The 26,190-nt window shown below is 66.6% G+C and carries 23 protein-coding genes and 3 pseudogenes; 19 read left to right on the top strand and 7 right to left on the bottom strand.

From position 1 onward, the window contains the following. Positions 1-667: 667 nt before the first annotated feature. Positions 668-3,928: a helix-turn-helix transcriptional regulator gene (locus EET10_RS06060; RefSeq protein WP_036399353.1), complete on the top strand. Its 3,261-nt coding sequence runs from the start codon at positions 668-670 to the stop codon at positions 3,926-3,928. Between the two features lie 22 nt (positions 3,929-3,950). On the opposite strand, the gene EET10_RS06055 is transcribed toward EET10_RS06060, so the two are convergent. The 3 genes from EET10_RS06055 to EET10_RS06045 all read right to left on the bottom strand — a co-directional run bounded on the left by EET10_RS06055 (position 3,951) and on the right by EET10_RS06045 (position 7,195). After that, positions 3,951-4,532: a hypothetical protein gene (locus EET10_RS06055; RefSeq protein ID WP_063468478.1), complete on the bottom strand. Its 582-nt coding sequence runs from the start codon at positions 4,530-4,532 to the stop codon at positions 3,951-3,953. A gap of 291 nt (positions 4,533-4,823) precedes the next feature. Beyond that, a complete protein-coding gene (locus tag EET10_RS06050; protein WP_036398175.1) occupies positions 4,824-5,912 on the bottom strand; it encodes an adenosine deaminase in 1,089 nt (362 codons plus the stop codon). Next, positions 5,909-7,195 (bottom strand): thymidine phosphorylase, encoded by a 1,287-nt coding sequence (locus tag EET10_RS06045; protein ID WP_063468488.1) that lies wholly within the window; start codon positions 7,193-7,195, stop codon positions 5,909-5,911. Before EET10_RS06045 ends, EET10_RS06050 begins: the two co-directional genes overlap by 4 nt. A 590-nt stretch (positions 7,196-7,785) precedes the next feature. Between EET10_RS06045 and EET10_RS06030 the strand changes: the two genes are divergently transcribed. Continuing rightward, positions 7,786-9,027, top strand: a complete 1,242-nt coding sequence (locus EET10_RS06030; RefSeq protein ID WP_122502751.1) for an HNH endonuclease signature motif containing protein — start codon at positions 7,786-7,788, stop codon at positions 9,025-9,027. A gap of 175 nt (positions 9,028-9,202) precedes the next feature. Here EET10_RS06030 and EET10_RS32165 read toward each other — a convergent pair whose 3' ends face one another. Together EET10_RS32165 and EET10_RS06020 are read right to left on the bottom strand one after the other, a co-directional pair. After that, positions 9,203-11,641 carry a cellulose binding domain-containing protein gene (locus EET10_RS32165; RefSeq protein ID WP_281279998.1) on the bottom strand — a complete coding sequence of 813 codons (2,439 nt, stop codon included), beginning with the start codon at positions 11,639-11,641 and terminating at the stop codon, positions 9,203-9,205. Between the two features lie 161 nt (positions 11,642-11,802). Continuing rightward, positions 11,803-12,255: a cytidine deaminase gene (locus EET10_RS06020; protein ID WP_063467565.1), complete on the bottom strand. Its 453-nt coding sequence runs from the start codon at positions 12,253-12,255 to the stop codon at positions 11,803-11,805. A gap of 313 nt (positions 12,256-12,568) precedes the next feature. Here EET10_RS06020 and sdhC point away from each other — a divergent pair, with 313 nt between their 5' ends. The 11 genes and pseudogenes from sdhC to EET10_RS05975 all read left to right on the top strand — a co-directional run bounded on the left by sdhC (position 12,569) and on the right by EET10_RS05975 (position 22,304). After that, the gene (sdhC, locus tag EET10_RS06015; protein ID WP_036399357.1) at positions 12,569-12,907 is read left to right on the top strand and encodes a succinate dehydrogenase, cytochrome b556 subunit; all 339 of its coding nucleotides are present in this window, start codon (positions 12,569-12,571) and stop codon (positions 12,905-12,907) included. Further along, positions 12,904-13,356, top strand: a complete 453-nt coding sequence (locus tag EET10_RS06010; protein WP_036398185.1) for a succinate dehydrogenase hydrophobic membrane anchor subunit — start codon at positions 12,904-12,906, stop codon at positions 13,354-13,356. The genes sdhC and EET10_RS06010 overlap by 4 nt, the downstream gene beginning before the upstream one ends. A 143-nt stretch (positions 13,357-13,499) precedes the next feature. Beyond that, entirely contained in the window at positions 13,500-15,272 is a 1,773-nt protein-coding gene (sdhA, locus tag EET10_RS06005; RefSeq protein WP_063467566.1) for a succinate dehydrogenase flavoprotein subunit, read from the top strand. Beyond that, entirely contained in the window at positions 15,272-16,099 is an 828-nt protein-coding gene (locus EET10_RS06000; RefSeq protein WP_244601864.1) for a succinate dehydrogenase iron-sulfur subunit, read from the top strand. The genes sdhA and EET10_RS06000 overlap by 1 nt, the downstream gene beginning before the upstream one ends. A 22-nt stretch (positions 16,100-16,121) precedes the next feature. After that, positions 16,122-17,246, top strand: a complete 1,125-nt coding sequence (locus EET10_RS05995; protein WP_218028439.1) for an AAA family ATPase — start codon at positions 16,122-16,124, stop codon at positions 17,244-17,246. Beyond that, positions 17,243-17,332 (top strand): annotated as a pseudogene (locus EET10_RS32160) (hypothetical protein); the annotation flags it as partial. The gene EET10_RS05995 and the pseudogene EET10_RS32160, both read left to right, overlap by 4 nt. Positions 17,333-17,391: 59 nt before the next feature. Beyond that, a complete protein-coding gene (locus EET10_RS30575) occupies positions 17,392-17,712 on the top strand; it encodes a hypothetical protein (RefSeq protein WP_244601862.1) in 321 nt (106 codons plus the stop codon). After that, a complete protein-coding gene (locus EET10_RS05990) occupies positions 17,699-18,631 on the top strand; it encodes a hypothetical protein (protein ID WP_036398187.1) in 933 nt (310 codons plus the stop codon). Before EET10_RS30575 ends, EET10_RS05990 begins: the two co-directional genes overlap by 14 nt. Then, positions 18,628-20,361 (top strand): hypothetical protein, encoded by a 1,734-nt coding sequence (locus tag EET10_RS05985; RefSeq protein ID WP_218028437.1) that lies wholly within the window; start codon positions 18,628-18,630, stop codon positions 20,359-20,361. Before EET10_RS05990 ends, EET10_RS05985 begins: the two co-directional genes overlap by 4 nt. 5 nt (positions 20,362-20,366) lie before the next feature. Continuing rightward, a complete protein-coding gene (locus tag EET10_RS05980; protein WP_036391645.1) occupies positions 20,367-20,945 on the top strand; it encodes a hypothetical protein in 579 nt (192 codons plus the stop codon). 21 nt (positions 20,946-20,966) lie between these two features. After that, on the top strand, positions 20,967-22,304 hold the full coding sequence (locus EET10_RS05975) for a phenylacetate--CoA ligase family protein (protein ID WP_063467568.1): 1,338 nt from the start codon (positions 20,967-20,969) through the stop codon (positions 22,302-22,304). On the opposite strand, the gene EET10_RS30570 is transcribed toward EET10_RS05975, so the two are convergent. Further along, positions 22,282-22,497: a hypothetical protein gene (locus EET10_RS30570; RefSeq protein WP_051490160.1), complete on the bottom strand. Its 216-nt coding sequence runs from the start codon at positions 22,495-22,497 to the stop codon at positions 22,282-22,284. The genes EET10_RS05975 and EET10_RS30570 overlap by 23 nt on opposite strands. Between EET10_RS30570 and EET10_RS30565 the strand changes: the two are divergent. Next, positions 22,397-22,717 (top strand): annotated as a pseudogene (locus EET10_RS30565) (hypothetical protein); the annotation flags it as partial. The gene EET10_RS30570 and the pseudogene EET10_RS30565 overlap by 101 nt on opposite strands. Positions 22,718-23,028: 311 nt before the next feature. Further along, the gene (locus EET10_RS30560) at positions 23,029-24,129 is read left to right on the top strand and encodes a hypothetical protein (protein ID WP_244601861.1); all 1,101 of its coding nucleotides are present in this window, start codon (positions 23,029-23,031) and stop codon (positions 24,127-24,129) included. Between the two features lie 79 nt (positions 24,130-24,208). On the opposite strand, the gene EET10_RS05960 is transcribed toward EET10_RS30560, so the two are convergent. Then, positions 24,209-24,571 carry a condensation domain-containing protein gene (locus EET10_RS05960; RefSeq protein ID WP_051490263.1) on the bottom strand — a complete coding sequence of 121 codons (363 nt, stop codon included), beginning with the start codon at positions 24,569-24,571 and terminating at the stop codon, positions 24,209-24,211. Between the two features lie 111 nt (positions 24,572-24,682). Here EET10_RS05960 and EET10_RS05955 point away from each other — a divergent pair. The 4 genes and pseudogenes from EET10_RS05955 to EET10_RS30545 form a co-directional block, all read left to right on the top strand. After that, a pseudogene (locus tag EET10_RS05955) lies at positions 24,683-25,297 on the top strand (carboxymuconolactone decarboxylase family protein); the annotation flags it as partial. 66 nt (positions 25,298-25,363) lie between these two features. Then, positions 25,364-25,513 carry a lipase family protein gene (locus EET10_RS30555; protein WP_246013607.1) on the top strand — a complete coding sequence of 50 codons (150 nt, stop codon included), beginning with the start codon at positions 25,364-25,366 and terminating at the stop codon, positions 25,511-25,513. Positions 25,514-25,604: 91 nt separating this feature from the next. Continuing rightward, the gene (locus EET10_RS30550) at positions 25,605-25,892 is read left to right on the top strand and encodes a hypothetical protein (RefSeq protein WP_246013606.1); all 288 of its coding nucleotides are present in this window, start codon (positions 25,605-25,607) and stop codon (positions 25,890-25,892) included. Next, complete coding sequence (locus tag EET10_RS30545) at positions 25,883-26,077, top strand: alpha/beta fold hydrolase (RefSeq protein WP_342774137.1); 195 nt, start codon at positions 25,883-25,885, stop codon at positions 26,075-26,077. Before EET10_RS30550 ends, EET10_RS30545 begins: the two co-directional genes overlap by 10 nt. Positions 26,078-26,190 lie beyond the last annotated feature (113 nt).

Raw genomic sequence — 26,190 nt, 5'->3', positions numbered from 1 at the left:
TTGCAGCCGTATCTGTCGCCGCTGCGTTCGTCGTCAAGCAGCTTCCAGGCAAACGGTGATGGCTATGAGCCGGAAGAGAATCACCGGCTGGAGACCGCCGGAAAGGTGCTGAGCCCCACACGGTGTGGTGCCGGTGGCGTAAGAAAGTACGTGTCCACTTGAACGTCGGTTGACATGGCTTACCCGGATCTGGTGGGGCTCGCAGTTTACGAGAGCAACGCTGTCGCTCCGCAAAACTGGAGCGCGAATAGCGGCGCCAGGGTGCGGCACTGATCAGAGTCGATACATCGCGCGCGCCATGCAGGCGTCCTCGAGGAACGAATAACGCTTGGGGGCGTACCGACGCGATTGCGGCCGGTTCCGCTGGTCGGGCGAGAGGGCGCCAGTCTCGTCGCTGGGGCCACGATTCGACTTGGTGTGGTGCTTCATCGTCGAGGTTCCTTTCGACTTCTTGCTTGAAATCTGGACAATTCGACTGTCCTCGGTGGCGCGGCCCCGGCCATCGGCCGGAATGCGCAAATTTGCCCCAGAGGGGGTCGTACGTTGGCGATCCGTACCTACGCCACGTACGCCTTTTCGCTGAGATTTGCGGCTCGCGGCTGGTCGCGCTGGTTAGCATGAGCGAGATCGACCCAATGTGCGGACGTGCGTGGCATGGGACTGGAGCGTGGGCGAGTTGCTGCTTACCGGGACCGTGACGTTGCTGTTGGCGGACATCGAGGGATCAACACGGCTGTGGCACACGCAGCCCGCACAGATGGCCGACGCGATCAAGCTGCTGGATCAAACCGTTGCCCAGGCCGTCGAAGCCCACGGCGGAGTACGGCCGGTCGAGCAGGGCGAAGGCGACAGCTTCGTGGCGGCGTTCGGGCGGGCGGCCGACGCCGTCGCGTGCGCCCTGCAATTGCAGAGCGCACAACTACCCCCGATTCGGCTACGCATCGGCATCCACACGGGTGATGTCCAGCTACGCGACGACAGCAACTATGTCGGCCCGACGATCAACCGCGCGGCGCGGCTGCGTGACCTGGCCCATGGCGGCCAGACACTGCTGTCCGCCACCACCGGCGACATCGTCATCGACGAGCTCCCAGCCGATGCCTGGTTGATCGACTTGGGAATCCAACCGCTGCGCGACCTACCGCGCCCGGAACGGGTGGCGCAGTTGTGCCACCCCCGGCTGCGAAACGAGTTCCCTGCGCTACGCACTCCGAAAAGCATTGTGAACCAACGGCTTCCAGTGCAGCTCACCAGTTTTGTGGGCCGCGAGCAGGAGCTGGCCGAGGTGGCCCGGCTGGTGACGGAAAACCGGCTGGTGACGCTGATCGGTGCTGGCGGCTCCGGCAAGAGCCGCCTGGCCATCCAAGTGGCGTCACAACTGACTTCTGGTTTTCCCGACGGCGTGTGCTACGTCGATCTCGAGCCGATAACCGATCCCGATATGACGCCGATCTTGCTCGCTCGCGCGTTGGGCCTGTCCGACCAGTTAGGGCGCTCAACGGCCGATGCGGTGCTGCGCTACCTGGCCGAGCGGGAGATGCTCATTGTCTTGGATAATTGCGAGCACCTGCTCGACGTCGGCGCCGGCCAAGTCAATGCGCTGCTGCAGACCTGTCCCCGGGTCACGATATTGGCCACCAGCCGAGAACCGATCAAGGTGGCGGGTGAGCTGACCTGGCGGATCCCGCCGCTGTGCTTGGACGACGCGATTGCATTCTTCACCGACCGCGCCCTGCTGGCCCGGCCCGACTTCGTCGTCGACGACGACAGCGCCGCGATGGTACGGCAAATCTGCCAGAGATTGGACGGCATGCCGCTGGCGCTCGAACTCGCGGCCGCACGGGTGCGGTCGTTGTCGCTGTCCGACATCATTGCCGGCCTCGACGACAGCATCCGGCTGCTGACCGGCGGGGCGCGCACCGCGCTGCGCCGCCACCAGACCCTGCGTGCGTCGCTGGACTGGTCTTACGGGTTGCTCAGCGAGCCGGAGCGGATCTTGTTGCGACGACTCGGGGTGTTCGTCGGTGGATTTGACCTCGACGCGGCGCTGGCGGTGGCCGGCTTCGGTGAGCTGCCGCGTCACCAGGTGCTCGATGAGCTGGCACTGCTGGTTGACAAGTCGCTGATTTGGGCAGATAGCTCGCAGGGTCGAACCCGGTACCGGCGGCTCGAGGGAGTGGGCCAGTACGCGATGGAAAAGCTCGCCGAGGCCGGCGAAATCGACGTCACGCGCAAGCGATACTGCGATCACTACATGGCGCTGGCCGCGCTACTCGACAGCCCTGGGCGCACGGACTATCAGCAACTTCTCGACCGGGCCGAAATCGAGCTGGACAACCTGCGGGTGGCGTTCCTGTGCTGCCGCGAATACTGCGACCTGGAGTCCGCGCTGGCGTTGACGTCGTGGCTGCAGCCGCTGTGGCTCAGCCGGGGCCGTATCCGGGAGGGGCGAACCTGGTTCGAAACCATCCTCGTCGAGCCGGACGCGCACCATGGGCAGGTGAGCGCCGCGGTGCGGGCGCGCGCGCTGGCGGATAAGGCCGTCCTCGATATGTTCATCGACACGAGCGGCAGCAGCGTGGACGAGGCTCAACAAGCGCTGGCCATCGCTCGTGAAGTCGATGACCCGGCCTTGTTGGCACGCGCACTCACCGCCTGCGGTTCGACGGCCGGGTTCAGCTACCAATCCGATGCGGCCCGCCAGTACTTCGCGGAGGCGACCGACATTGTCCGGGCCTTGGACGATCGGTGGACACTCGGCCAGATCCTGAGTTGGCAGAGCAATGCCGCCGTGGTATCCGGCGACACGATGACCGCGCGGATTGCGGGCAGCGCCGGACGCGATGTGGCCGACGAGATCGGCGACCGGTTCGGCGCGCTACGGTGCCGTTTGAGCCTGGCGTTCGGTCAGCTGTGGCAGGGAGAAGTGGCCGGAGCCGTCGCGCAGTTCAGCGAACTGGTGGAACAGTCGTTGGAGGCCGATGCTGATGTCCTCACCCCGCTCATCCTTAAGGGGTTGGGCGATGCGCACGCGTACCGGGGTGACGTGAGCGCCGCGTGGGCAGCGGGCGAAGCGGCGGTCGAAGGTGCCGGAGACGGCAGCGAGTACTTCCTCGGACTCGGCTATGCGACGCTGGCGATCGCAGCTTTCGCCGGCGGCGACATCGACTCCGCGCGCGATGCGAGCACCAAGGCGTGGCAGAACCTGAAACTGCAACCCCATGTGGCGAATTATCTGCGTCCCACCAAAGCACGGATCTCGTTGGCGAGCGGGGATGTCGCCGCAGCGCGACACTTCGCCGACGAGGCAGCCTCGGTGCTGTCGGGCTGGCATCTGGCGCTGGCGCTGACCAGCCGCGCCCGGGTGGCAATGGCACAGGGTGAGCCGGAACAAGCCGAGCGTGATGCCCACGACGCGCTGACGGCTGCGGTTGAAGCCTGTGCACACAATTGCGTTCCCGACATCCTCGACTGCCTGGCCGCCATGGCGGTCGGGCACGACAGCCACCGTGAGGCCGCCCGCCTGTACGGCGCGGCCGAGTCCATGCGGCAACGCCTGGGCACCGAACGGTTCAAGAGCTACGACTCAAGCCATGCGGACTCGGTGGCATTGCTGCGTACTGCATTGGGCAGCAAGGAGTTCGACAGCGCATGGGCAGAAGGCGTCGCACTGTCCAGCGACGAGGCGATTGCCTACGCGCAGCGCGGACGCGGCGAACGCAGGCGGGCAGCGACCGGGTGGGAGTCGCTGACGCCGGCTGAACGCGAGGTGGTGAACCTGGTGGGCGAAGGTCTTTCCAACAAGGACATCGCCGCGCGGCTGTTCGTCTCGCCGCGCACCGTGCAAACCCACCTCACGCACGTGTACACCAAGCTCGACCTGAACTCCCGGGTGCAACTCGCCCAAGAGGCGGCGCGGCATTCGTAGCGCATGCTTGGGCACCACGGAATCAGTCGTCGACGTCCAAAAAAGCCCGCCCACGCGGCGACAGGCGGTAGCCGACGTCGAGGCTGATGGTCAGGCCCAATTCCTTGAGCCGCCGCACCCGCCGCTTGAACCCAGGGACGTCGAGTCCTTCCCGGGCCGCCAGGTTCGGCGCCCGCACCGCCTCGTTCTCGGCGATCAGCCGTAGGTAGCGCCTGGTCCAGGGGCCGGTCCCGCTGGCGGCGTCCACGCGGTCGAGGCGGGACCTGATCGTAGCCGCGTCAGCAGCGGTCAGCACGCTTTCCGCGGCCAGGGCCCGGCGCTCGTCGGGGCCGGCGAAGGACACCGTGATGAGGTAGGTATGGCGCGCCGACCTGCTGTCCAGCTGGGCCTGAGCCGTCGCGGCATCGGAATAACCTGCAGCCCGCGCCTGTTGATCGCTGACCTGGTAGTCGGGTGCGTACTCCTGCACGTCATCGATACGGATCGTGCCGGCTGATGTGCGCTGGGTGCCTCCCGGCTTGATGCGCGCGACATCCCACCGGCGCAACACCAGGCTGATTCGGCCTTCCGCAATACCCTCGGCGGTGGCGCGGTCGAGCAGCACAGGTGTGATGTTAGGCCAGGCGGGTGGTTCGGCATCAAGATCGACGGGCCGGTCTCATCAGATGCAAACTCGACCCGGACTGCCGGGCGACAGCATTCGCCGCCCTACCACAACCATTGGGCGCCAATGCATTTGTCACTACCCCAAGCAACGGCGGACACCAATTCACCGAGCAGCAGCGGCACCGCCCGCGGGCGGCTGTGGTGGGCCGGTATTGGTGTGCGTCGCAATAGCGCTATCACTTTCGACACCGGCACATGCCCGGTTGGCGCTGACTACATTCCGGACGTCCTACCCGATCAGCACCGCGAATCGCGGCTTGATCACCTCGTCGATGATGGCCAGCCGCTCGTCGAACGGGATGAACGCCGACTTCATCGCATTGATGGTGAACCGTTCGAGGTCACTCCAGCCGTAGCCGAACGCCTCCACCAGCCGGTGCATCTCCAGGCTCATCGACGTGTCGCTCATCAGCCGGTTGTCGGTGTTGACGGTCACCCGAAAACGGGTGCGCGCCAACAGGTCGAACGGGTGCTCGGCGATGCTGGCCACCGCGCCGGTCTGCACGTTGGAGCTGGGGCACAGCTCCAGCGGAATCCGCTTGTCCCGCAGTATCGATGCCAACCGGCCGAGCCTGACACCGCCGTCGGGGCCGACGCCGATGTCGTCGACGATCCGCACCCCGTGGCCCAGCCGATCCGCGCCGCAGAACGCGATCGCCTCGTGGATGGAGGGCAACCCGAATGCCTCACCGGCATGAATAGTGAAGCGCGCGTTGTTGTCTCGCATGTACTCGAAAGCATCCAGGTGCCGCGTCGGCGGATGGCCGGCCTCGGCGCCGGCGATGTCGAAACCCACAACTCCCTTGTCCCGGAACCGGATTGCCAGCTCGGCGATTTCCCGCGACACTGCGGCATGGCGCATCGCGGTGACCAAGCAGCGCACCTTGATCGTCCGGCCGGCGCCGGCACACGCCTTCTCACCCTCGGCGAACCCGGCCAGCACCGCGTCCACGACCTCGTCGAACGACAAGCCGCGGTCGATGTGCAGTTCGGGCGCAAACCGCACCTCGGCATAGACCACCGAATCTGCGGCCAGGTCCTCGACACATTCGAAGGCGACCCGATACAACGCCTCTGGTGTCTGCATCACCGCCACGGTGTGCGAGAACGGCTCCAGGTAGCGCTCCAGCGAGCCGCTGTGTGACCGGGTGCGAAACCACGTTGCCAGCGTGTCGACGTCGGTGGCGGGCAGGTCGTCGTATCCGATCTGGCCGGCGATGTCCAGCACGGTTTCCGGACGCAGTCCGCCGTCGAGGTGGTCGTGCAGCAGGGCCTTCGGTGCCTGCCGAATCATCTCCAACGTCAGCGCAGTGGTCATCGGATGATCCGATCGATAATCAGGGGCCGCGGAGCCGGCCCGGTCTCCCCGACGCTCCAGCCGCCGTCCAACATGGCCAGCGCCGGGCCGAAGCGTTCGCGAGTCTCGGTGTAAAGCGTGAACAGCGGCTCACCGGCCACCACCGGCTCTCCGGGACGACGATGAATCCGCACCCCCGCGCCGTGCTGCACCCGTGCCCCCGGCCGGGATCTGCCCGCGCCGAGCCGCCAGGCCGCCAAACCCACCGCCATCGCGTCGATGTCGCCCATTGTGCCGCTCCGGTCGGCCGTGACGGTTTCCGAACACCGACCAATCGGCAACGGTTTCGACAAATCGCCGCCCTGAGCGGCGACCAGCCGGCGAAACCGGTCCATCGCGGTGCCGTCACGCAGCATCTGTCCCGGATCGCGGCGGTCGATCCCCGCGAGCTGCAGCATCTCGCCGGCGAGCCGCACAGTCAGCTCCACAACATCGGACGGTCCGCCGCCGGCCAGCACTTCCAGGGCCTCGGCCACCTCCAGCGAGTTGCCCACGGTGCGACCCAGCGGCGAGTTCATGTCCGTCAGCAGGGCGCACGTGGGCACGCCATGGGCGGCGCCAAGGTCCACCATGGTGTGCGCCAGTTCGCGAGACTGCGCCTCGGATTTCAGGAAGGCCCCCGCACCGACCTTCACGTCGAGTACCAGCGCGCCCGATCCCTCGGCCAGCTTCTTGCTCATGATTGAGCTGGCGATCAGCGGCAGGGATTCGACGGTGCCGGTGATGTCGCGCAGCGCATAGAGCTTCGCGTCGGCCGGGGCCAGCTCGCCGGCCGCGAAGATCGCCGCGCCGACATCGCAAAGTTGTTGGCGCACACGTTGATTGGACAGCTTCGCGGTGAAACCGGAAATGGATTCCAGCTTGTCCAGAGTGCCACCGGTATGGCCGAGTCCCCGGCCCGCCGCCTGCGGCACCGCCGCACCGCAGGCGACGACGACGGGCACCAACGGCAGGGTGATCTTGTCGCCTACCCCGCCGGTGGAGTGCTTGTCCACCGTCGGCAGCCGCAGATCGGCGAAATCCATCCGGGCACCCGATACCAGCATCGCCGACGTCCATCTGGCGGTCTCTCCGGAGTCCATGCCGCGCCAGAAAATCGCCATCAACAAGGCCGACATCTGCTCCGGGGCGACCCGGCCGTCGGTGAAGGCCTTGATGACCCAGTCGATGGCGGCATCGGATAACCGACCACCGTCGCGCTTGGTCCGGATTACCGTCGGCGCGTCGAATTCGAAGTCCGTCAACACGATTCCTCGGTCAGCCCGGGTCGACGGGGCCGGGGCTCGCCCAACCGGCGATAGCCCACCGGGTGGTCGGTGCGCAACGCGGGACGGTCGTCAACCAATGCCGGGACGGTGCGCGGAAACGCGAGAACGGCGGATACGCTCCGGTCGCTTCGTCGTTTGTCTTGTCCCGCAGCAGCTTCCAACAGCTCATTGTCGAGCACGCGATAGAGGGTACCTCGCCCGACGTACACCCGACTTGCAGCCGTTCTCGTCGAATACCCCCGCGTCGCAGCTCGGCACGGGTGCCCATCTTCGCCGGGGTAACCAGCGATAACCCGGCCGGGATAAGCCGTTGGGTGGCGCCGCGGTCGGCTAAACGCCGTTGACGAGGACGGAGAAGGAATCGAACCCCGCGGCGACGCTGCCACTGCAGGGCTCCAAGCCGGCCTGGATGCTGGTCAGGTACCACGAGTAGGTGAACGGCTCCGGGGGTTCTTGTCTTGGCTCGCAAATCGGGATTGGCAGTGGTCGCGGCGGGTTGAGCTGTTGCGTTGCGTGCGGAGATCGGGCGGGCCGGCGTTGTCGGTGGTGGCTGCGATGATGAGGTCATGTCGTCGAGTGCAGCCGCTGGTGCTGTGGTGGCCGGTCCTGGCGAGCGTCTTGAGGAGCTGTTCGAGGAGTTGGCGGAGTTGGCCGGTCAGCGCAATGCGATTGATGGGCGCATTGTGGAGATCGCCGCCGAGATGGATCGCGACGAGCTGTGTGGTGCTACGGGTGCGCGGTCGGTGGCGGCGTTGCTGGCCTGGAAGCTCGGCTCGTCGTCGACAAACGCCCACACGATCACCACCGTGGCGCGTCGGTTCGAGGAGTTTCCACGGTGTGTCCAGGGCATGCGGGAGGGCTGGCTGTCGCTGGATCAGGTCGGGGTCATCGCCGCGCGGGCTGGTGCGGGATCTGATGAGCATTACATGCAGCTGGCGCGGGTCGCCACGGTCAACCAGCTGCGCACCGCGGTCAAGCTCGAACCGCGACCCGAACCCGATCCGCGGCCGCACCCGCAGCCCTCGATCACCAAGACCACCAACGAGCAGGGCAGCTGTTGGCGGATCAGACTTGCCCATGACGACGCAGCGAAATTCGACGCCGCGCTGGCGTCTTATCGTGATGCCCTGATTGCCGAGTGGAAACACGATCACGACAACGCCGCATCGGAGAGCACGCCGCCGTGGCCGACCACCGTCGAGGCGTTCATGCGGCTGGTCGAGACCGGCTGGGACGCCGAGGTGGCCCGCCGCCCCCACGGGCAACACACCACGGTGGTGGTGCACGTCGATGTCAAGGACCGCATCGCGGCGCTGCATCTGGGTCCGCTGCTATCCGACGCCGAGCGCCGCTACCTCAGCTGTGATGCCACCGCCGAAGTCTGGTTCGAACGCGACGGCCAGCTCATCGGCGCCGGGCGGGCGACCCGCGTGATCAACCGCCGGCTGCGCCGCGCCCTTGAGCATCGCGACCAAACCTGCGCAGTACCCGGCTGCGGCGCCACCCGTGGCCTGCACGCACACCACCTTCGCCATTGGGAAGACGGTGGCGCCACCGAGCTGGACAACCTGGTACTGCTCTGCCCCTATCACCACCGCAGCCATCACCGCGGCATCATCGCCATCACCGCACCCGCAGCCAATCCCACCATCACCGACACCTGCGGCCGGCAACTCAGCGCAGGATCGCTGGCACGCCCACCAACCCAACCCCCGCCCACCGTCCCGCCGTACCCCGGGCCCACCGGCGAACGCGCCGATTGGTGGTGGTACGACCCCTTCCAACCCCAACCACCACCAAACAACTGAGTTGGTTGCCGGCCCGGTCATTGCAAGCACCGGATCGAACCCAAACGCCTTGGGGAACAAAGAAGCTCGTTCACACCACCCCGGCCATCAACACCCGCGGTCACAGCGCGTGCTAATTCGAGTCAAGGCTGCCGAAACGCTGGCCGGCTGGCCTGGCACTTCCCATGAGTCGGGGTTAAACGCCGTTGACGAGGGCGGAGAACGAATCGACCCCCGCGCCGACGCTGCCGCTCCAGGGCTCGAAGCCGGCTTGGATGCTGGTCAGGTACCACGAGTCGGTGACCGGCTCCAGGGTTTGGGTGTTGTCGATGAACTCCATCACATCGAAGTTGTTCCAGGAGGTGATCGGTGTGGTCGCGACGTAGGACACCACATTGTTCTGGCCGTTACTGCCCTTCCACACCTGGAAGTTCTGCCCGTCAATGGTGGCGTTGCCCACCACGGAGCCGACCGGCTGGATGGGGCCCTGGTGGTTGAACCAAATCATCACTTCCTGCTGGTTGACGCCGGTCGTGATGGGCGTGGGATTCAGCCAGATGTCATAGGAAGCGTTATAGATACCGGTGCTGGGATAGGTGTAGTTGATGCTGCTGGTGGCAGTCTGGATCTGGCCCAACTGAATCGGCAGGTTGGTGCCGGGCGAACCGGTGCCGTAGTGCCAGCCGTCGTATATCGACGGGTATCCGAGAGGTGCGCCGTTGGTGGGAGCGGAGCCGTTTTCGGTGGCGATGGAAAACCCGGTGGGGGTGACGTTGATCGACTGTCCACCCGGGTTGTTCCATGCATTGTTTTGAACCACATAGGCGTTCTGGATCGTCGTCGTTCCGTACTGGGACGTGATCAGCGTGCCGCCGGTACCGGTGCCGGTGCCGCCGGTCCCCGTGCCACCGGTCCCCGTGCCGGTACCGCCGGTCCCCGTGCCGCCGGTCCCCGTGCCGCCGGTCCCCGTGCCGGTACCACCGGTCCCCGTGCCGGTACCGCCGGTCCCCGCGCCGCCGGTCCCCGTGCCGGTGACTGGTTGTCCGTTCACCAGCAAATTCGTGGGCGACGCGTATGAGCCGGTCTGCGCCGCCTGGAAACCAACAGTGACCGAGCTGCCGGGCGCGATCGTGGCGTCATAGCTCTGCGGGGTCACGGTGTAATGGGTGCCCGATTGGGCGACCTGTCCGTTCCACAGATTCGTGATGGATTCGTTTGAAGGCAAGTCGAATTGGAGTTGCCAGTCGGTCACCGGGGTGGTGCCCGTATTGGTGATCGTGTAGTTGGCGACGAAGCCGTTGTTCCACTGCGACGTCGGCGCGTATGTCGCCGTGATCCCGCTGCCGCCGGTGCCGGTTCCGCCGGTGCCGGTTCCGCCGGTGCCGGTTCCGCCGGTGCCGGTGCTGCCGGTACCCGTCCCGCCAGTGCTTCCGGTACCGGTGCCGCCAGTGCTGCCGGTGCTGCCGGTACCCGTCCCGCCAGTGCTTCCGGTGCCAGTGCCACCGGTGCTTCCGGTGCCGGTGCCGCTGGTCGTGGTACCACCGGTACCGGTGCCGCCGGTGCTCGTACCGGTGCCGGTGCCACCGGTGTCACCGCCGACGGGTTGTCCGTTGACCAGCAAATGCGTCGGTGGCGAGTAGGAGCCGTTCTGCGCGGCTTGGAATCCAACGGTGACCGAATTGCCGGGTTCGATCGTCCCGTTGTAGCTGGCGGGGGTGACGGTGTAGTGCGTGCCGGACTGGGACACCTGCCCGTTCCACAGGTTGGTGACGGATTCGTTTGTCGGCAAGTCGAATTGAAGCTGCCAGTTGGTCAGTGGAGTCGTACCCGTATTGGTGATCGTGTAGTTCGCGGTGAAGCCGCTATTCCATTGCGCCGTCGGCGTGTACGTCGCCGTCACGCCGGTGCCTCCGGTACTGGCGGTGGTTGTCCCGGTCGACGTCGTCGTCGCAGCCGCAGTCGCCAGGGCGGTGGTGCCACTGGCCGTGCTCGTCGGGGCCGCGGTAGTCGGGTTGACCGCCGCCGTGCCGCCGGCATCGGTGTCGGTGCCGGCGGGCGCCGCGGCCGTCGTCGCAGCCGCGGTCGTCGTGGCCGTGGTGCCACTGGCCGTGCTCGGGCCGGCCGAACTCGGACCGGGTGCCGCGGCACCAGTGGCACCGGTGCCGACCGGCGCGGCGCTCCCGTACTGACCGCTGACGGCGGCCGTCCCGCCGCCGGTCCCCGATCCGGAGCTGCCGCTGCTTGCCACGGATGAGCCGCCGTGCCCGCCGGCGCCGGTCGCCACCGCCTGACCACCATTGCCGGCAGTGGGTGCGCCGATCATTCCGAGCAGCCCTTGCACGACGTTGCGTAACGGCGCGATGTTGGCCGCCTCGGTGCTCAGATACGACCTCGCACTCGCGGTCAAGGCGGTGACGAACTGCTCATGAAACGCCACCGCCTGGGCACTCAGCGCTTGATATTCCCGGGCATGCGAGCTGAACAGCCCCGCGATGGCCGCCGACACCTCGTCGGCGCCCGCCGCCAGCAGCCCTGTTGTCGGTGCCGCTGCCGCGGCATTCGCGGCGCTCAGGGTCGAGCCGATGCCGGTGATCTCCCTCGCCGCCGCCGCCAGCGCCTCAGGTACGGCAGTCACATATGACATATTCATTCGATCACAACCTTATTACGAATCAATCACTGCCCTATCACGGGCGACCCTAATAAGGTTGATCACGATTTGATCACGGTCTTATCACTGCTTCATTAATTTGCCATAAAATCTTTAAACTGCCAGGCCGTCAAATTTGAGCGGGCTCACGACAATTCGCGACCGTCATCATCGTTCCCGGGCCGATCGGGCCCCCGTCTTCGCACCGCCGGATCGGCAAGATCTGCACGGAAAGGTTCCGGCAGTAGTTCGCCGAGCCGACGCGGCCCGCCCGGATGGTCGATCAACAGCTCCGGGCCGCCATGTTCGAGCAACAACTGACGACACCGCCCGCACGGCATCAATGCCGACCCGGCACCGTCCACACATGCCAATGCGACCAAACGACCGCCCCCCGTCGCGTGCAATGCGCACACCACTCCGCATTCGGCGCACAGGCCCAGGCCGTAGGAGACATTCTCCACGTTGCAGCCGATGACGACGCGGCCGTCGTCAACCAGCGCGGCCGCACCGACCGGAAACCGCGAATACGGCGCATACGCCCCGGCTGACACCTGAATAGCCTTGTCGCGCAGCATATCCCAATCGATATCAGGCATTCACAACCCCGCTCGACGATGGGCCGACCTCGGTACGCAACCATAACCCCGACGAGACGAGCCGCGTCGGCGACGAATGGCCACGCGATACATGATTGCGATCGGACTGTCGGTACCGCCCGCGGACCTGGTCAAGTTAAGCTCGATTGCCCGGCTAGAGCTGTTTCATGACGGTTTTGAAGGCGGTGAGGACGGTCTGACCACAAAGGCGACAACCGCGAATCCGGCAGCGCCCACAAAGGGGCCTGAACCTGCCCCTGGATCATCACGCAAACGGCGGCCACCGCGGACCCTGTATCGCGGCGACCCAGGCATGTGGTCGTGGGTGCTGCATCGCATCACCGGCGCGACGATCTTCTTCTTCCTGTTCGTCCACGTCCTGGACACCGCACTGGTGCGGGTCAGTCCCCAGGCGTACAACTCGGTGATCGGCACCTACAAGACGCCGGTCGTCGGCCTGATGGAATTCGGGCTGGTGGTTGCGGTGTCCTACCACGCCCTCAACGGAATCCGGATCATCTTGATCGACTTCTGGTCGCAGGGGCCGCGCCATCAGCGGCTGATGTTAGGCGTCGTCGGCATCGTGTGGCTGCTGATCCTGGTGCCCGCGGCGGTGGTGCTGGGCATCCACATGTGGGAGCACTTCCGATGAGCACCCCCGCCCGTCAACACGCGCCCGTGCTGCAGCGCAGCGTCGACCGGCCCGCCAGCCTGGACAATCCGCGGTCGCCGCGCCGCCGCGCCGGTATGCCCAACTTCGAGAAGTTCGCCTGGCTGTTCATGCGGTTCTCCGGGGTGGTGCTGGTGTTCCTGGCCCTGGGGCACCTGTTCATCGGTCTGATGTGGGACAACGGGGTCTATCGCATCGACTTCAACTACGTGGCGCAGCGCTGGAACTCTCCGTTCTGGCAGACCTGGGACCTGCTGTTGTTGTGGCTGGCGCAGTTGCACGGCGGCAACGGCCTGCGCGTCATCATCGACGACTACAGCCGCAAGGAATCCACCCGGTTCTGGCTCAATTCGCTGCTGGCGGTGTCGATGACGTTCACGTTGGTGCTGGGCACCTACGTGTTGCTGACCTTCGACGCGAACATCTCCTGAAAGGCGCACATGTTTTCGCCACCTCTCCCCCGCAACCGGGCGCTACCCCCACGCCCCCGCAAGCGGAAGGTACCCCCACATCGCTTCGTCCCCCTCGCCGCCGCGCGGCTGGGGGTGCCCCCACTGCATCGTCGGCGGCGGCGGTGATTCACCAGCACCGATACGACGTGGTGATCGTCGGCGCGGGCGGTGCCGGTATGCGCGCTGCCGTAGAGGCCGGTCCGCGGGTTCGCACCGCCGTGTTGACCAAGCTCTACCCGACCCGCAGCCACACCGGCGCCGCCCAGGGCGGCATGTGCGCCGCCCTGGCCAACGTCGAAGACGACAACTGGGAATGGCACACCTTCGACACCGTCAAGGGCGGCGACTACCTGGCTGACCAGGACGCCGTGGAGATCATGTGCAAGGAAGCCATCGACGCGGTGCTGGACCTGGAGAAAATGGGGATGCCGTTCAACCGCACCCCAGAAGGCCGCATCGACCAGCGCCGCTTCGGCGGACACACCCGCGACCACGGCAAGGCCCCGGTGCGCCGGGCGTGCTACGCCGCCGACCGCACCGGCCACATGATCCTGCAGACCCTTTACCAAAACTGTGTCAAGCACGACGTGCAGTTTTTCAACGAGTTCTACGTACTCGACCTGGCACTCACCCACACTCCCAGCGGTCCGGTGGCCACCGGGGTGGTGGCCTACGAGCTGGCGACCGGCGACATCCACGTCTTCCACGCCAAGGCCGTCGTTATCGCGACCGGCGGCTCCGGTCGGATGTACAAGACCACATCCAACGCGCTCACCCTCACCGGCGACGGCATCGGCATCGTCTTCCGTAAGGGACTTCCGTTGGAGGACATGGAGTTTCACCAGTTCCACCCGACCGGATTGGCCGGCCTGGGCATCCTGATCTCCGAGGCGGTGCGCGGCGAGGGCGGCCGGCTGCTCAACGGCGAGGGTGAACGCTTCATGGAGCGCTACGCCCCCACCATCGTCGACCTGGCTCCCCGCGACATCGTCGCCCGCTCGATGGTGCTTGAGGTGCTTGAGGGCCGCGGCGCCGGCCCGCACAAGGACTACGTCTACATCGACGTGCGCCACCTGGGTGAGGACGTGCTGGAGGCCAAGCTGCCCGACATCACCGAATTCGCCCGCACCTACCTGGGCGTGGACCCGGTGCACGAGCTGGTCCCGGTCTACCCGACCTGCCACTACGTGATGGGCGGCATCCCCACCACGGTCAGCGGGCAGGTGCTGCGGGACAACACCCACACCGTCCCGGGCCTGTACGCGGCCGGCGAGTGCGCGTGCGTGTCGGTGCATGGCGCCAACCGGCTGGGCACCAACTCGCTGCTGGACATCAACGTGTTTGGTCGCCGGGCCGGCATCGCCGCGGCCAACTACGCGCGCGGTCACGACTTCGTCGAGATGCCACCGAACCCGGCGGCCATGGTCGTCGGATGGGTGAACGACATCCTGTCCGAACACGGCAACGAACGCGTCGCCGACATCCGCGGCGCGCTGCAGCGCACGATGGACAACAACGCCGCGGTGTTCCGCACCGAGGAGACCCTGAAGCAGGCGCTCACCGACATCCATGCACTCAAGGAGCGGTACTCCCGAATCAGCGTGCACGACAAGGGAAAGCGCTTCAACAGCGACCTGTTGGAAGCCATCGAGCTGGGCTTCTTGCTGGAGCTGGCCGAGGTCACCGTGGTCGGCGCACTCAACCGCAAGGAATCCCGCGGCGGGCATGCCCGCGAGGACTACCCCCACCGCGACGACGTCAACTACATGCGCCACACCATGGCCTACAAGCAAATCGAGGCCGATAAGCAGGGCACCGAACTACTCAGCGACATCGCGCTGGACTTCAAACCCGTCGTGCAGACCCGCTACGAACCCAAGGAACGGAAGTACTGATGGCCGAAGGCGACACTGTGGGATCAGCAGAGGTAGCCGAAACCGAACCGGTGCCGGACCTGCCGGGGAAACCGCTGCCGCCCGTTCCCGAGGGCGCGGTGATGGTGACGGTCAAGATCGCCCGGTTCAACCCCGACGACCCGGAGCGGTTCGCGGCCACCGGCGGCTGGCAAAGCTTCCGGGTGCCCTGCCTGCCCAGCGACCGGCTGATCAACCTACTCATCTACATCAAGGGTTACCTCGACGGCACGCTGACGTTCCGGCGATCGTGCGGGCACGGGGTCTGCGGCTCGGACGCCATGCGGATCAACGGCGTCAACCGGCTGGCCTGCAAGGTATTGATGCGTGACCTGCTGCCGAAAAAACCCGGCAAGCAACTGACCATCACGGTCGAACCGATTCGCGGGCTCCCGGTGGAAAAGGACCTCGTCGTCGACATGGAGCCGTTCTTCGACGCCTACCGCGCGGTCAAGCCGTATCTGATCACCAGCGGCAATCCGCCCACCCGCGAGCGGATTCAGAGCCAGACCGACCGCGCCCGCTACGACGACACCACCAAGTGCATCCTGTGCGCGGCCTGCACCACCAGCTGCCCGGTGTTCTGGAACGAGGGCAGCTACTTCGGCCCGGCGGCGATCGTCAACGCCCACCGCTTCATCTTCGACAGCCGTGACGAGGCCGCCGCCGAACGCCTCGACATCCTCAACGAGGTCGACGGGGTGTGGCGCTGCCGGACCACGTTCAACTGCACCGACGCCTGCCCGCGCGGTATCGAGGTGACGAAGGCGATTCAGGAGGTCAAGCGCGCGCTGATGTTCTCGCGGTGAGCAACACGAGAAGACAACCAACGTGGCCCTGATCGATCGGCGAAAGCTTCGCCATGTACCCGAGGCACCCACCAACCCCACGGCCGACCATCGCGGTGCGCCCGTCTTCGATGTCGCCGACCTCTACCGGGGTCCCATCAGTACGGGTGAGGAGCATGCCGGCGAGGTCGCGCTCGATGAAAAGCTGCGTCAGGCCTACTTCTGGATCGTCAACCAGGCGATCATCAGCCCGCATTACGACATCGACTACTTCCACGGTGCTCACCAAAGTTTCCGATTCGGCGACTCCCAAACCCAGGTCGATTTTCCCAGCGGCCAGTCCTACAGCAGCTTCGTCCTGATCCCCCTGCTCAACTTCGCGGTCCGGCGACGGTGCCTGCTCGTCGGCGGGCCGGGCCGGGGCAAGACGGCCAGTGCGGTATTGATGGGTGTCTTGGCCGGCTACTCGGTTACCGAAATCCGCCGCGGGATGCAGCATGGTCATCCGGAGATGACGGTGGCAGACCTGCTGGGCAGCCCGCTGCCCGCCGACCTGATCAAAGCCGCCAGCCCGCAGGACATACGGATCGCCTGGCGGGCTTGGCTGCAGATGCGCGTCCGAATTGTCGACGAGTACAACCGGATTCCCACTCGCACCCAGTCGGCACTACTTACGCTGATGGGCGACAACTACGCCGAGATGTTCGATCAGGTGCTGGAGTGTCCCGAGGCCGCCTGGTATCTGACCGCCAATGACGACGCCGGCGGCGGCACCTATCACGTGATCGAAGCGCTGCGCGATCGCATCGACGTGGTGGTGGCGGCGCTGAACTTCAACCCGCGCTTCCTCAGCCATCTGCTCGACCGGATCGAGGCCGGCTTTCGTCCGGACGAAGTCGTACCCGAACAGCTGGTGTTCAGCGCCGCGGAGCTGGATCGGCTCTATGCGGAGGTCCTCGCCGTCGAGATTCCCTTCGAAGTGCGACGGCGGATCGAGTTCTTCGTCAGCCAATTCGAGTTCCTCGACGCCGCGGCGTGCACCCTGGAGTACAAGACAAAGACACCGCACGGCTGGCCGGGCTCGATCCGCACCTGCTGGCCCTCGACGACACCGGCCGCGATCGCCTCGCCGACCTGGGCGCGCAAACCCATAACGGGCTGTCGGTGAGGTCGCTGCAGACCATTTTGGTATTTGCAAAAGCGTTGGCGTACTTCCGCGGAACTCGCATCGTCGCGATCGACGACGTTCGGCACATACTGCCGTTCGTCCTGGTGAATCGGCTGGCCCAGGATCGCGACGCGCCGTTTTCGAGGTGGCGGGCAACGCCGCCTACCGAGCCGACCGAGTCGGCTGGATCCGTCGGCTGTTCGAGCTGTCCTGCGCCCAATACGACCAGCAGGGACTCGACGCCGACGATCCGGTGGTCGATCTGTTCGCCGAGTTCGAGCTGGGCCTCGACGGCATCACCGAGCGCCAGGTGCGCGATCGACTGGTCCGCATCGAGCGCACAGTGAGCGGCTGGTCGACCGGACGAAAGCTGTACGACACCGTCTACGACGACATCATCGCGCTGAAGTACCTGCACCAGCGCTACACCAACTATCTCGCATGGCTGACCCATGACCCTGGTTGACGGCCCGATGGCCGCCGCGCTCGCCCAGCATCGGGACCGCTGCAACGCGATCGTCGCCAACGCGCGCCGAACCTACGTCGACTTCGACACCACCATCCTGGAGAACCACATTAGGGGCCCGCTGCGCGACCTCGTCGACTCCTGCGACCGGATCTCGCCCGGCTCCGGTGCGCGCGTGTTGGCCGCGGTATTCGACTCCGTTGTCGAACTCGTCGGCCAGCACCGCCTTGGCGGCGGCTCCCACGACCCGCTGCTCGCCGCGCTGCCGGGGTTGGCGCGGATCCTGCTCGACGAACCACGCAAGGTCTTCGGTTCACTCGCCAATGCCGTTGTCCACCTGCACCACTGCGGGCTATCCGTCGGCGAGTGGCTCACCCGCGTGACCACCGCGGCAGCCGACGGTAACCCGACGATGACGATGCGTGCCGGACAGGTCGCGGCCTGGCTGCTTGGCCTCAGCCAGTATCGCGACAGCGCCCTGAGCGTCGCGGCGACGCTCAGTGATGCCGCCTTCAGCGCCGCAGTCGGCGTCGACGGAGTGACGGCAACCGACACCCTGCGACGGTTGCGGGACAACCGGTGGTGGCGACCCGGCCGAACCCCCACCGGCGCTCCGTCCGTCGCCCACCGGGTGGGGGCTTTCCGCGGGTTCGGAGGTCAGTTCTTGAGTCCGCCGCGGGTCGGGGTCCGGGCCGGGCACCTCGTGGTCTGTTCCGGACCAGACGCCTGGTTGCTGCACGCCGATGCCTGGGGTGCCACGTTGACCCGCACCGAACCGCAGAGCATCGATTTTTCCTCGGCCACAAAGGCTTTCGTTCCCTCGGGGGTTCGCCCGGTCAGTGTCGCCGCTACCGCGGACATCACGGCGCTCACGGTGCCCACCAGCTATCAGGTGCTGGTCGTGGAGCCCGGCCGATGACAACCGTCACCACCGCGGCCGACGCCCGCCTCGAATGGCACCGACGCTGGTCCGACGTCCTGGCGTTGTGGAGCCGGTTCACCCGGCTGCGTGAGCCGCAGTTGTGCACGACGACCGAGCAGGCCAACAGGTCGGGCCTGGACGGCAGCTTCGCCATGATCCGGCTGACCGACCAGCTGGTGGTGATCGACCTACAACAGGTGATCATGCGGAACCTGGTTGACCTGCCGTTGGAGATCATGGGTCACGAGATCGGCCACCACATCCTGTGTCCGGCCAACCTCACCGACCAAGCCCGGATGCTGGCCCGGATGCGCTGGGCGCTGCCGGGGGTGGAAGGCGCCGCACCGGCCGTGGCCAACCTCTACGCCGACCTGCACATCAACGACCGGCTGCAACGCGGCTCCGGCCTGCGCATGGACGAGGTGTATCGCCGGCTGAAAGCCCATGCCCCCGACGGACCGATCAGCGACTTGTGGCGCCTCTACCAGCGCATCTACGAGATCCTGTGGGCATTGCGCCGCGGCGACCTGGCCCCCGGTCCGCTGCCCGACCGGATCGAAGGCGACGCCCAGCTGGGAAGTCGGCTGGTGCGTGCCTACCGTTCGGACTGGCTCGACGGGGCCGCCGGGTTCGCCGCTCTATGCCTGCCGTATCTGGCCCAAGACCCCGACGCCCGCCGCGTTCTGGCCGGCTGGGACGACTCGCTGAACACGGCTGGCGGTGTGGTACCGCCCGGGCTCACCGACATCGACGCCGGCGAACGGACCGAGCCACTGCATCCCGCCAACGACCCGCGGGTCACCGAGGGCGCCGAACCCGTTGCAGCACAGCCGCTCTCAGAGGTCCCGTCGACCGCGCCGCGGGGCCAGGCTCGCGAGCCCTTCCAGTACGGCGAACTGCTGCGCGCGCTGGGTCTGAAGCTGAGCGACCATGACGTCGCGGTCCGCTACTACCGGGAGGCGGCCCAGCGCCACCTCATCCCGTTCCCGTCGAGGCCGGCTCCTAGTACCGGAGACCTTGTTCCGGAAGGCCTTTCGCCGTGGACGGTGGGGGAGCCGATGGCCGACATCGACTGGCTGCACTCGGTCATTCGCAGCCCGCTCGTCATACCGGGAGTCACCACCGTCAAGCGAGTAATGGCCCCCGAGGAAGACCTGCCGCCGCGCCCGGAACCATTGGACCTCGACCTCTACATCGACTCGTCGGGCTCCATCGTCAACCCGCAACGACAGCTGTCTTTCCTGGCGCTGGCCGCAGCGATCATTGCGCTGTCCTGCCTGCGCTGCGGCGGCCGTGTCCAGGCCACCCTGTGGAGCGGGGCGCGGCGGTTCGAAACCACAGCCGGTTTCATCACCGACACCGAACGCGTCCTGCGGATCGTCACGGGCTACCTCGGCGGCGGCACCGCCTTTCCGATCCACGTGCTGCGCGACACCTACGCTGCTCGCACCGAACGGGACCGGCCCGTGCATGTGCTGGTGATCTCCGATGACGGCGTGACGACGATGTTCAACCGGGACGAACACGGCAACGACGGCGCAGTGATCGCCCGAGAATCGTTGGCTCGGGCGCGCGGCGGCGGCACCATGGTGCTCAACCTGTACCGGTGGCCCGACGACTTGAGCCCGGCCGTCGACATGGGCTGGGACGTGGTTTCGATCCGGGGCTGGGCAGAGTTGCTGGGTTTCGCCCGCCGTTTCGCGCGCCAGGCGTACCCGGCCGGGTGAGCGACATGTCCACGCCTTCAGTTGCCACGCTGGTTCATCGGCTGGCCGACTGTCCGGACGACTTCTTGGCGCCGCCATTGATCGGTGACCGCGGAGTAGTCGCAGTCGCCGCGGTGGTCGGCGACACCCTGGCCTCATTGGGCGCCGCCTTACCCGATGACTGGCTGGCCGTCCTGACCCCCGGCCAAACGGACGCGGCGACGGAAAACTGGCTGCGAGCCTGTCTGGTGTCCTGCTGGCTGGCCAGCGACGAATCGGCACGATCTCTGTTGTCCGGGGCCGCTTTTCTGGGGCTCTTGGGTGAGGAGCTGTGGGCAATGGCCGCCTTGGTGCGCGCCGAACTGCTGATGCGCGATCCCGACCGGCGTGAAGAACTCGCCCGTCTGGTGTTCCGCCGCGCGGGGGTGGTGCCCGCCGGCGAAACCGTTGAACAAGCGGCTGACCGGCTGTCCACCCTGGACTCGGCGACGCGGGCGCGGGTGGAGGCCGAGGCCAGAGCCGCCGAAGCGCGGGCCAAGGAAGTGCGCGCCGCCCTGGCCCGCAAGCGTGCCGAGGAAGCCGCGGCCCGAGCATCGAGGGAATAGCCCATGCCACGATTCACGCCCATGGGATCAGGCGTCGTTCCCTTCGAGGAACGCCAGCCGCTCATTTCTGCCACCGGGCGGCAAACCCTTGATGCGCTGCTCGAAGCGCCCGAAGCGCCGTTGTGGAACCATCACTGCGGCGACCGCTTGAACCGCGAGGCGCTCGACCGAGTCAACGCCTACGCGACGTCCGTGGTCCTCGATCCCCCGCGCTGGCGTCCCGATCACCGACCGCCGTGGCTGGCCGGCTACCTTGCCCGCGTCCGGCAGGTCGTGCCGCGCTACCGCCAGACCGACGCCGCGTCACCGGCTTTCACCACCGGACGGGCGAACCTGGCCCGCGGCTGGTGGGAACTGGTTCCCGACGACGCCGACCTCGACGACCTCATCTGGTTCCCGACGTCGGGATCGGGACATCCGGCAGTCGTGGTGCCCACGCACCCGGTCTCGGTTTCCTGCTACTACCCCTTGCTGCTGCAGGCCGCCCGCTGGCATGGCGTCACCGTGCAGTTCCGGGCCGACCGCGCCGACTGGATGACCGTGGTGAGCCAGCGCCACGGCGGCTTCATCGTGCCGTCCTGGTCGTCATTTCTCGGCTGTGCGACCGCCAAGGTGAACCTCGAGGATGCGGGCTGGCCGGAGCCCCTGGCCCGGCGGCGTTTCTTGGAGCACCACGATCCGCAGGTGATCACCGGCGACCCGGTCTCACTGAGTCAGCTCGCCGGGCTGGACGTGGACCTGCATCCCAAGGTGCTGATCTCCACCGCGTTACACCTCAGCGCCGCGACCAGGCAACGAGTTGCCCAGCGCTTCGGATGCCCTGTCGTCGACCTGTACTCCACCACCGAATCGGGCCCGGTCGCCGCCAGCCGTCCCGGACGCGGCATGGCCTTGCTGCAACCACGGCTGTTCGTGGAGGTGCTCGACGATGCCGGCATGCCGTGTGCGCCAGGCGCTTTGGGGCAACTCGCCCTCACCGGCGGGATGAATCCGTACCTGCCACTGCTGCGCTACCGCACCGGGGACAGCGCTCGGCTGGTGTGGTCGGGCGACCAGCCGGGCATCGAAGACTTGGTTGGCCGCACCCCGGTGATGTTGAGACGTGCGGACGGCACTCAAGCGAACTCGTTCGACGTCACCCAGCTTTTCCAAGAGCTACCGCTGCGTCGCTGGGCGGTCCGTCAACACGCCGACACGTCGATCACCGTGCAACGGGAGCTGGAGGTCGGCGCTGCAGACAACGCCGACGACCGCATCGTTGCTGCCCTTCGGCGCGCACTCGGCCCTGTCCCGGTAGCCGTCGAGCCGCTGACCGCACCCGACAAGGTCACTGCGTTCACCACCGCGAGGCCACGATGAGCTGGGCCGACTGTTCCTTCCTGACCTGCTCTGTGCTGCCGGTACGGATGGCCTGCCAGTGCAGCTGCCCGTTCTGCTTTTCGCGCTCGTCGATTTCCGCGCTGGAATCCGCGCCGGCCCGCTGGTCGGATGAGGAGCTGCGGACCCACTTCCACTGGTCGGCCAGCAGGGGTGCCAGCCGGATGGTGGTCACGGGAGGCGGCGAGCCGCTGCTGCGCCCTGACGAATGCGGGCGAGCCATTCGGTTGGCCGCCGACGTTTTCGACGAGATCGCGCTGTTCACCAACGGGGCCCGACTGAGTTCGCCCGTCGCCGCCGAGTTGCGGGCCGCGGGCCTTTCGTACCTGTGTTGGTCTCGCCACGCCGTGGATGACGCCGAGAACCGGGCGATCATGGGCGATGCCGCGCCCACGGCCGAGGCGGTGTTGGCGGTCGCGCACGGCGCAGGACTGCCGGTTCGAGCAACCTGCGTGATGAGTACCGCCGGTGTCGTCGACCCTGGCCAGGTCTGGGCGTACATCGGGGCGTTCACGGCACTGGGCATAACCGAATTCACGTTCAAGCACACATATGTGGCGTCGGCACGGTCGCTGTTTTCCTCGTCTGACGCCAACCTGTGGTGCCGGGAGCATCAGATTCACGCTGATCCGTTCGCCGGTCGTGGCCACGTCGTCGGGAAACTGCCATGGGGCCCCAAAATCCGTCGCATTGGGAAGGTGCAGGTATGCCATTACTACGAACCGACACCGGAGTGGGAGCTGCGGCATCGGCTGGCCCGCTCGTCCAACCTGCTGGCGGACGGCCGGGTGTACGCGTCGCTGGAAGACCGGGCCAGCCTGCTGTACCGGCTGGGCTGCTCACCGATGCGGGCTGCGAACCGTTAGTCGACGCAGACCTGCTCGCGGGTGCTATCCCGCCGGATCAGGTCGAGTCGCTGCGCCCGCTACTACCCGTCGGTTCTCGCATCGCGGCCGAGGCATACCGGAGCGCCGTTGCGCAGCTGAGCGCCGACGACCTGTCCAACCATTACCGCGACGGCCAAGGCTGGCTGCGCCATGTCTTCGGACCCGCCCTGATTGACCGGGTGCAACGACTCAGCGAAGGCGAGTGGGATTTAACCGGCTGGCAGCTTTTTTCGGCCGGCAGCGACGTCGACCTCATCACCCACATCACCGAGGCGGTGGCGGCCGCGGGCCAAGTGGTGATTTACCCGGGCGACTGGTACGGCTTCATGGTCGGCGCTACCCATGACCACGCCGTCCGCTTCGACGCCGCGGGATCAGCAGACCTGGCCTGCTTGTGCGTGCCGTCGGTGCGCAACGGTCACCTGACCAACGAGATGGTGGCCTTCCTGGCCCGCTCGCCGGCGCGACTACTCAACATCAACCTCTTTCCGACGCTGGCCGCCGACGACCGCGCGGAGATCGCCCGGGCGCTGCGGCCGCTGCTTCCCGGCGCGCTGTTGTCGATCAGTTTCAGCCGCGGGTTCGGCCTGACCGCGTCGCAGCTCGGCGTCCTGCTCGTCCCGCCCGGTCACCCGTTCGCAACCAGATACCGGCGGCAGTGGGACTGGTTCTCGTACTTCTACAACGCCCTGGCCGCTCGAGCCTTCATGGCCGTCGACATGCCAGCGCTGGCCAAAGTCGACGCCGCGCGGCGGGACTGGGTGGCCGATTGGCTTTCGAAGCGTCAGTTACCCGCCGTGGCATCGGGCAGCTACTACGTACGCAGCTTCCGTCCAGACGGACCCGTCGCCGATCACCTTCGACCGTTGTTCCGGCACGGGGTGTTGCGCTGTTGCCTCAAGCCGACGATCACTGGGTAACAGCATCTTCGGGCGCCAACTCCCCCCTGATTACTGGTGACCGTCCTGCACGGGGTCGACGGAACACGGCGCCGCAGGACTATGTCCAACTGCACCGAAGCCTCACCTCGTCGACCACGCTCTGCCAGGACGCACCGTCCATGCACAGGTGGCTGGCGCTGAGCACCACCCGTTCCGGAGTCCCGGGCAGCAGCGACACCGCGAACAACCGGCCGGTGCGCATGTCGAAGGAAGCGCGTTGCCTGGCGACGACGTCGGCGACGGTAACCCCCGGGGGTTCCACTGCCCAGCCCCAACCACCGCCCGGACGAACCGCCCAGCAGTCGAAGAACGGCTCGAACACGGCACCCAGGGCGGGGTAGGCGGCGAAGATCTCCTCCACCACAGCGCGCACCCGCCCCTGGTCCACGCGCGACTCGGCAACCAGCACAGCGGTGTGCATCAGCGGCTCGATGTCCTCGAGCCCGGGCAGCTCAGCGATATACGAGTAGGACGACACGTCCACAGACTCGGACGCCGTTCTCGGCGAATCCTTGGCGGATCCTTGAAGCTGTCACACTGTGGCGAGCCGTCTCGTCTGATGGGTATGACACAGAAAACCCGCATCGAGCCCCTGCCTCCACAGCGCGCCGGCCTGCTGGTGCGCGCCATGTACCGGGTCGCCAAGCGGCGCTTCGGTGAGGTTCCCGAGCCGTTCACCGTCGCCGCGCATCACCCGCGGCTGCTGGTCGCCAACGCCGTACACGAGACCATGCTGCAACGCGCCTCACGAACGCTGCCCGCCAGCGCACGCGAGCTCGCGGTGTTCTGGACCGCCCGCACCATCGGCTGCTCATGGTGTGTCGATTTCGGCGCCATGCTGCAGCGCCTGGACGGTCTCGACGTCGAAAGGCTCAAGGACATCGACAACTACGCGACCTCGCCCCGCTTCAGCGACGACGAGCGCGCCGCCATCGCCTACGCCGACGCGATGACCACCGATCCTCATTCGGTTACCGACGAGCAGGTCGAGGATCTGCGGGCGCGCTTCGGGGACGCCGGCGTGATCGAGCTGACCTATCAAATTGGTGTGGAAAACATGCGGGCCCGGATGTACTCGGCGCTCGGCATCACCGAGCAGGGGTTCAATTCCGGCGATAGGTGCCGCGTCCCCTGGGCTACGGCCTGACCCAACCCCGGTCTCCTTGTCCGGTTCTGGGCACGCTCTGGCTCGTCAGCTGACGTGCTTGGCGTCATGTCTGACACCAAGCACGTCGTTCTCATCCACGGCGTGTGGGGCGCTGGAGACGGCTGGGCTCCGGCTCGGGCGGCCTTCGAACAGCGCGGTTTCACGGTGCACACTCCGACGCCGCGTCATCACGAACTGCCGTTGCAGGCGCCATGACGATCGCGCAGCTGAGCCTGCGCGACTACACCGATGATCTGGTCGCGCTGTCGACTCGCTGGATTCGCGACCGCTTGTGGTGGGGCTGTCGATGGGCGGTCCGCTGGCGCAGCTGGTCGCCGCCCGCACCCGTAGTGCCGGGGTCGTCGCCGCCTGCCTGCAGCCGCGGCCGTGGGCCAAACCATTGCATCCCCCGACGTGGCAGCGGTTCCGGCGCTCGATCGCCAACACCCAGACCGAGGAGGTCGCCTGCGAGAACTTCGCCGACCTGGTGTGCGAATCGGGGCGGGCCTGTTGCGAGATCTTCAGGTCACCCCTGGATCGCCGCAATAGCAAACCACCGTCAACTTCCCTGCCGTCACCGCTCCGGTGCTCGTGATCGGAGGCGAACGCGACCGTGTGGTGCCGCCACAGGTCGTTCCCAATACGGCGGACCGGTATCAGCAAGGGACCTATGTGGAAATTGCCGGCGCAGACCACCTCGTCTTCTGGGGGTCTTCTGGGGGTCTTCTGGGGCCGGCGGCTACCCGCCACCATCGGCGATATCGAGGACTGGATGGCTGAAAATCGTGTTTTCGCACATCCGGCCTGCCACCGACGGAGCCCCGATTCGTTCAAATTCTGAACTAAATCGTGCCCGATCCCGTACCATGTGACAGCAGTCCGAAGGTTGTCGG

Origin of the sequence: Mycobacterium pseudokansasii (assembly GCF_900566075.1) — a bacterium.
GTDB lineage: Bacteria > Actinomycetota > Actinomycetes > Mycobacteriales > Mycobacteriaceae > Mycobacterium > Mycobacterium pseudokansasii.
Note: the sequence above shows the minus strand (reverse complement) of the source record. Positions and strands in the feature narration are given on the sequence as shown.

Bases quoted from the DNA above. Each gene is read 5' to 3' on its own strand.
- EET10_RS30560 (WP_244601861.1), top strand. From the start codon at position 23,029: ATGCCATTACTACGAACCGACACCGGAGTGGGAGCTGCGGCATCGGCT.
- sdhC (WP_036399357.1), top strand. From the start codon at position 12,569: ATGTGGTCGTGGGTGCTGCATCGCATCACCGGCGCGACGATCTTCTTC.
- EET10_RS06010 (WP_036398185.1), top strand. From the start codon at position 12,904: ATGAGCACCCCCGCCCGTCAACACGCGCCCGTGCTGCAGCGCAGCGTC.
- EET10_RS30550 (WP_246013606.1), top strand. From the start codon at position 25,605: ATGGGCGGTCCGCTGGCGCAGCTGGTCGCCGCCCGCACCCGTAGTGCC.
- EET10_RS05980 (WP_036391645.1), top strand. From the start codon at position 20,367: ATGTCCACGCCTTCAGTTGCCACGCTGGTTCATCGGCTGGCCGACTGT.
- EET10_RS06020 (WP_063467565.1), bottom strand. From the start codon at position 12,255: ATGCCTGATATCGATTGGGATATGCTGCGCGACAAGGCTATTCAGGTG.
- EET10_RS05960 (WP_051490263.1), bottom strand. From the start codon at position 24,571: ATGCACACCGCTGTGCTGGTTGCCGAGTCGCGCGTGGACCAGGGGCGG.
- EET10_RS05985 (WP_218028437.1), top strand. From the start codon at position 18,628: ATGACAACCGTCACCACCGCGGCCGACGCCCGCCTCGAATGGCACCGA.
- EET10_RS06030 (WP_122502751.1), top strand. From the start codon at position 7,786: ATGTCGTCGAGTGCAGCCGCTGGTGCTGTGGTGGCCGGTCCTGGCGAG.
- EET10_RS06000 (WP_244601864.1), top strand. From the start codon at position 15,272: ATGGCCGAAGGCGACACTGTGGGATCAGCAGAGGTAGCCGAAACCGAA.
- EET10_RS05975 (WP_063467568.1), top strand. From the start codon at position 20,967: ATGGGATCAGGCGTCGTTCCCTTCGAGGAACGCCAGCCGCTCATTTCT.
- EET10_RS05990 (WP_036398187.1), top strand. From the start codon at position 17,699: ATGACCCTGGTTGACGGCCCGATGGCCGCCGCGCTCGCCCAGCATCGG.
- EET10_RS06050 (WP_036398175.1), bottom strand. From the start codon at position 5,912: ATGACCACTGCGCTGACGTTGGAGATGATTCGGCAGGCACCGAAGGCC.
- EET10_RS30555 (WP_246013607.1), top strand. From the start codon at position 25,364: ATGTCTGACACCAAGCACGTCGTTCTCATCCACGGCGTGTGGGGCGCT.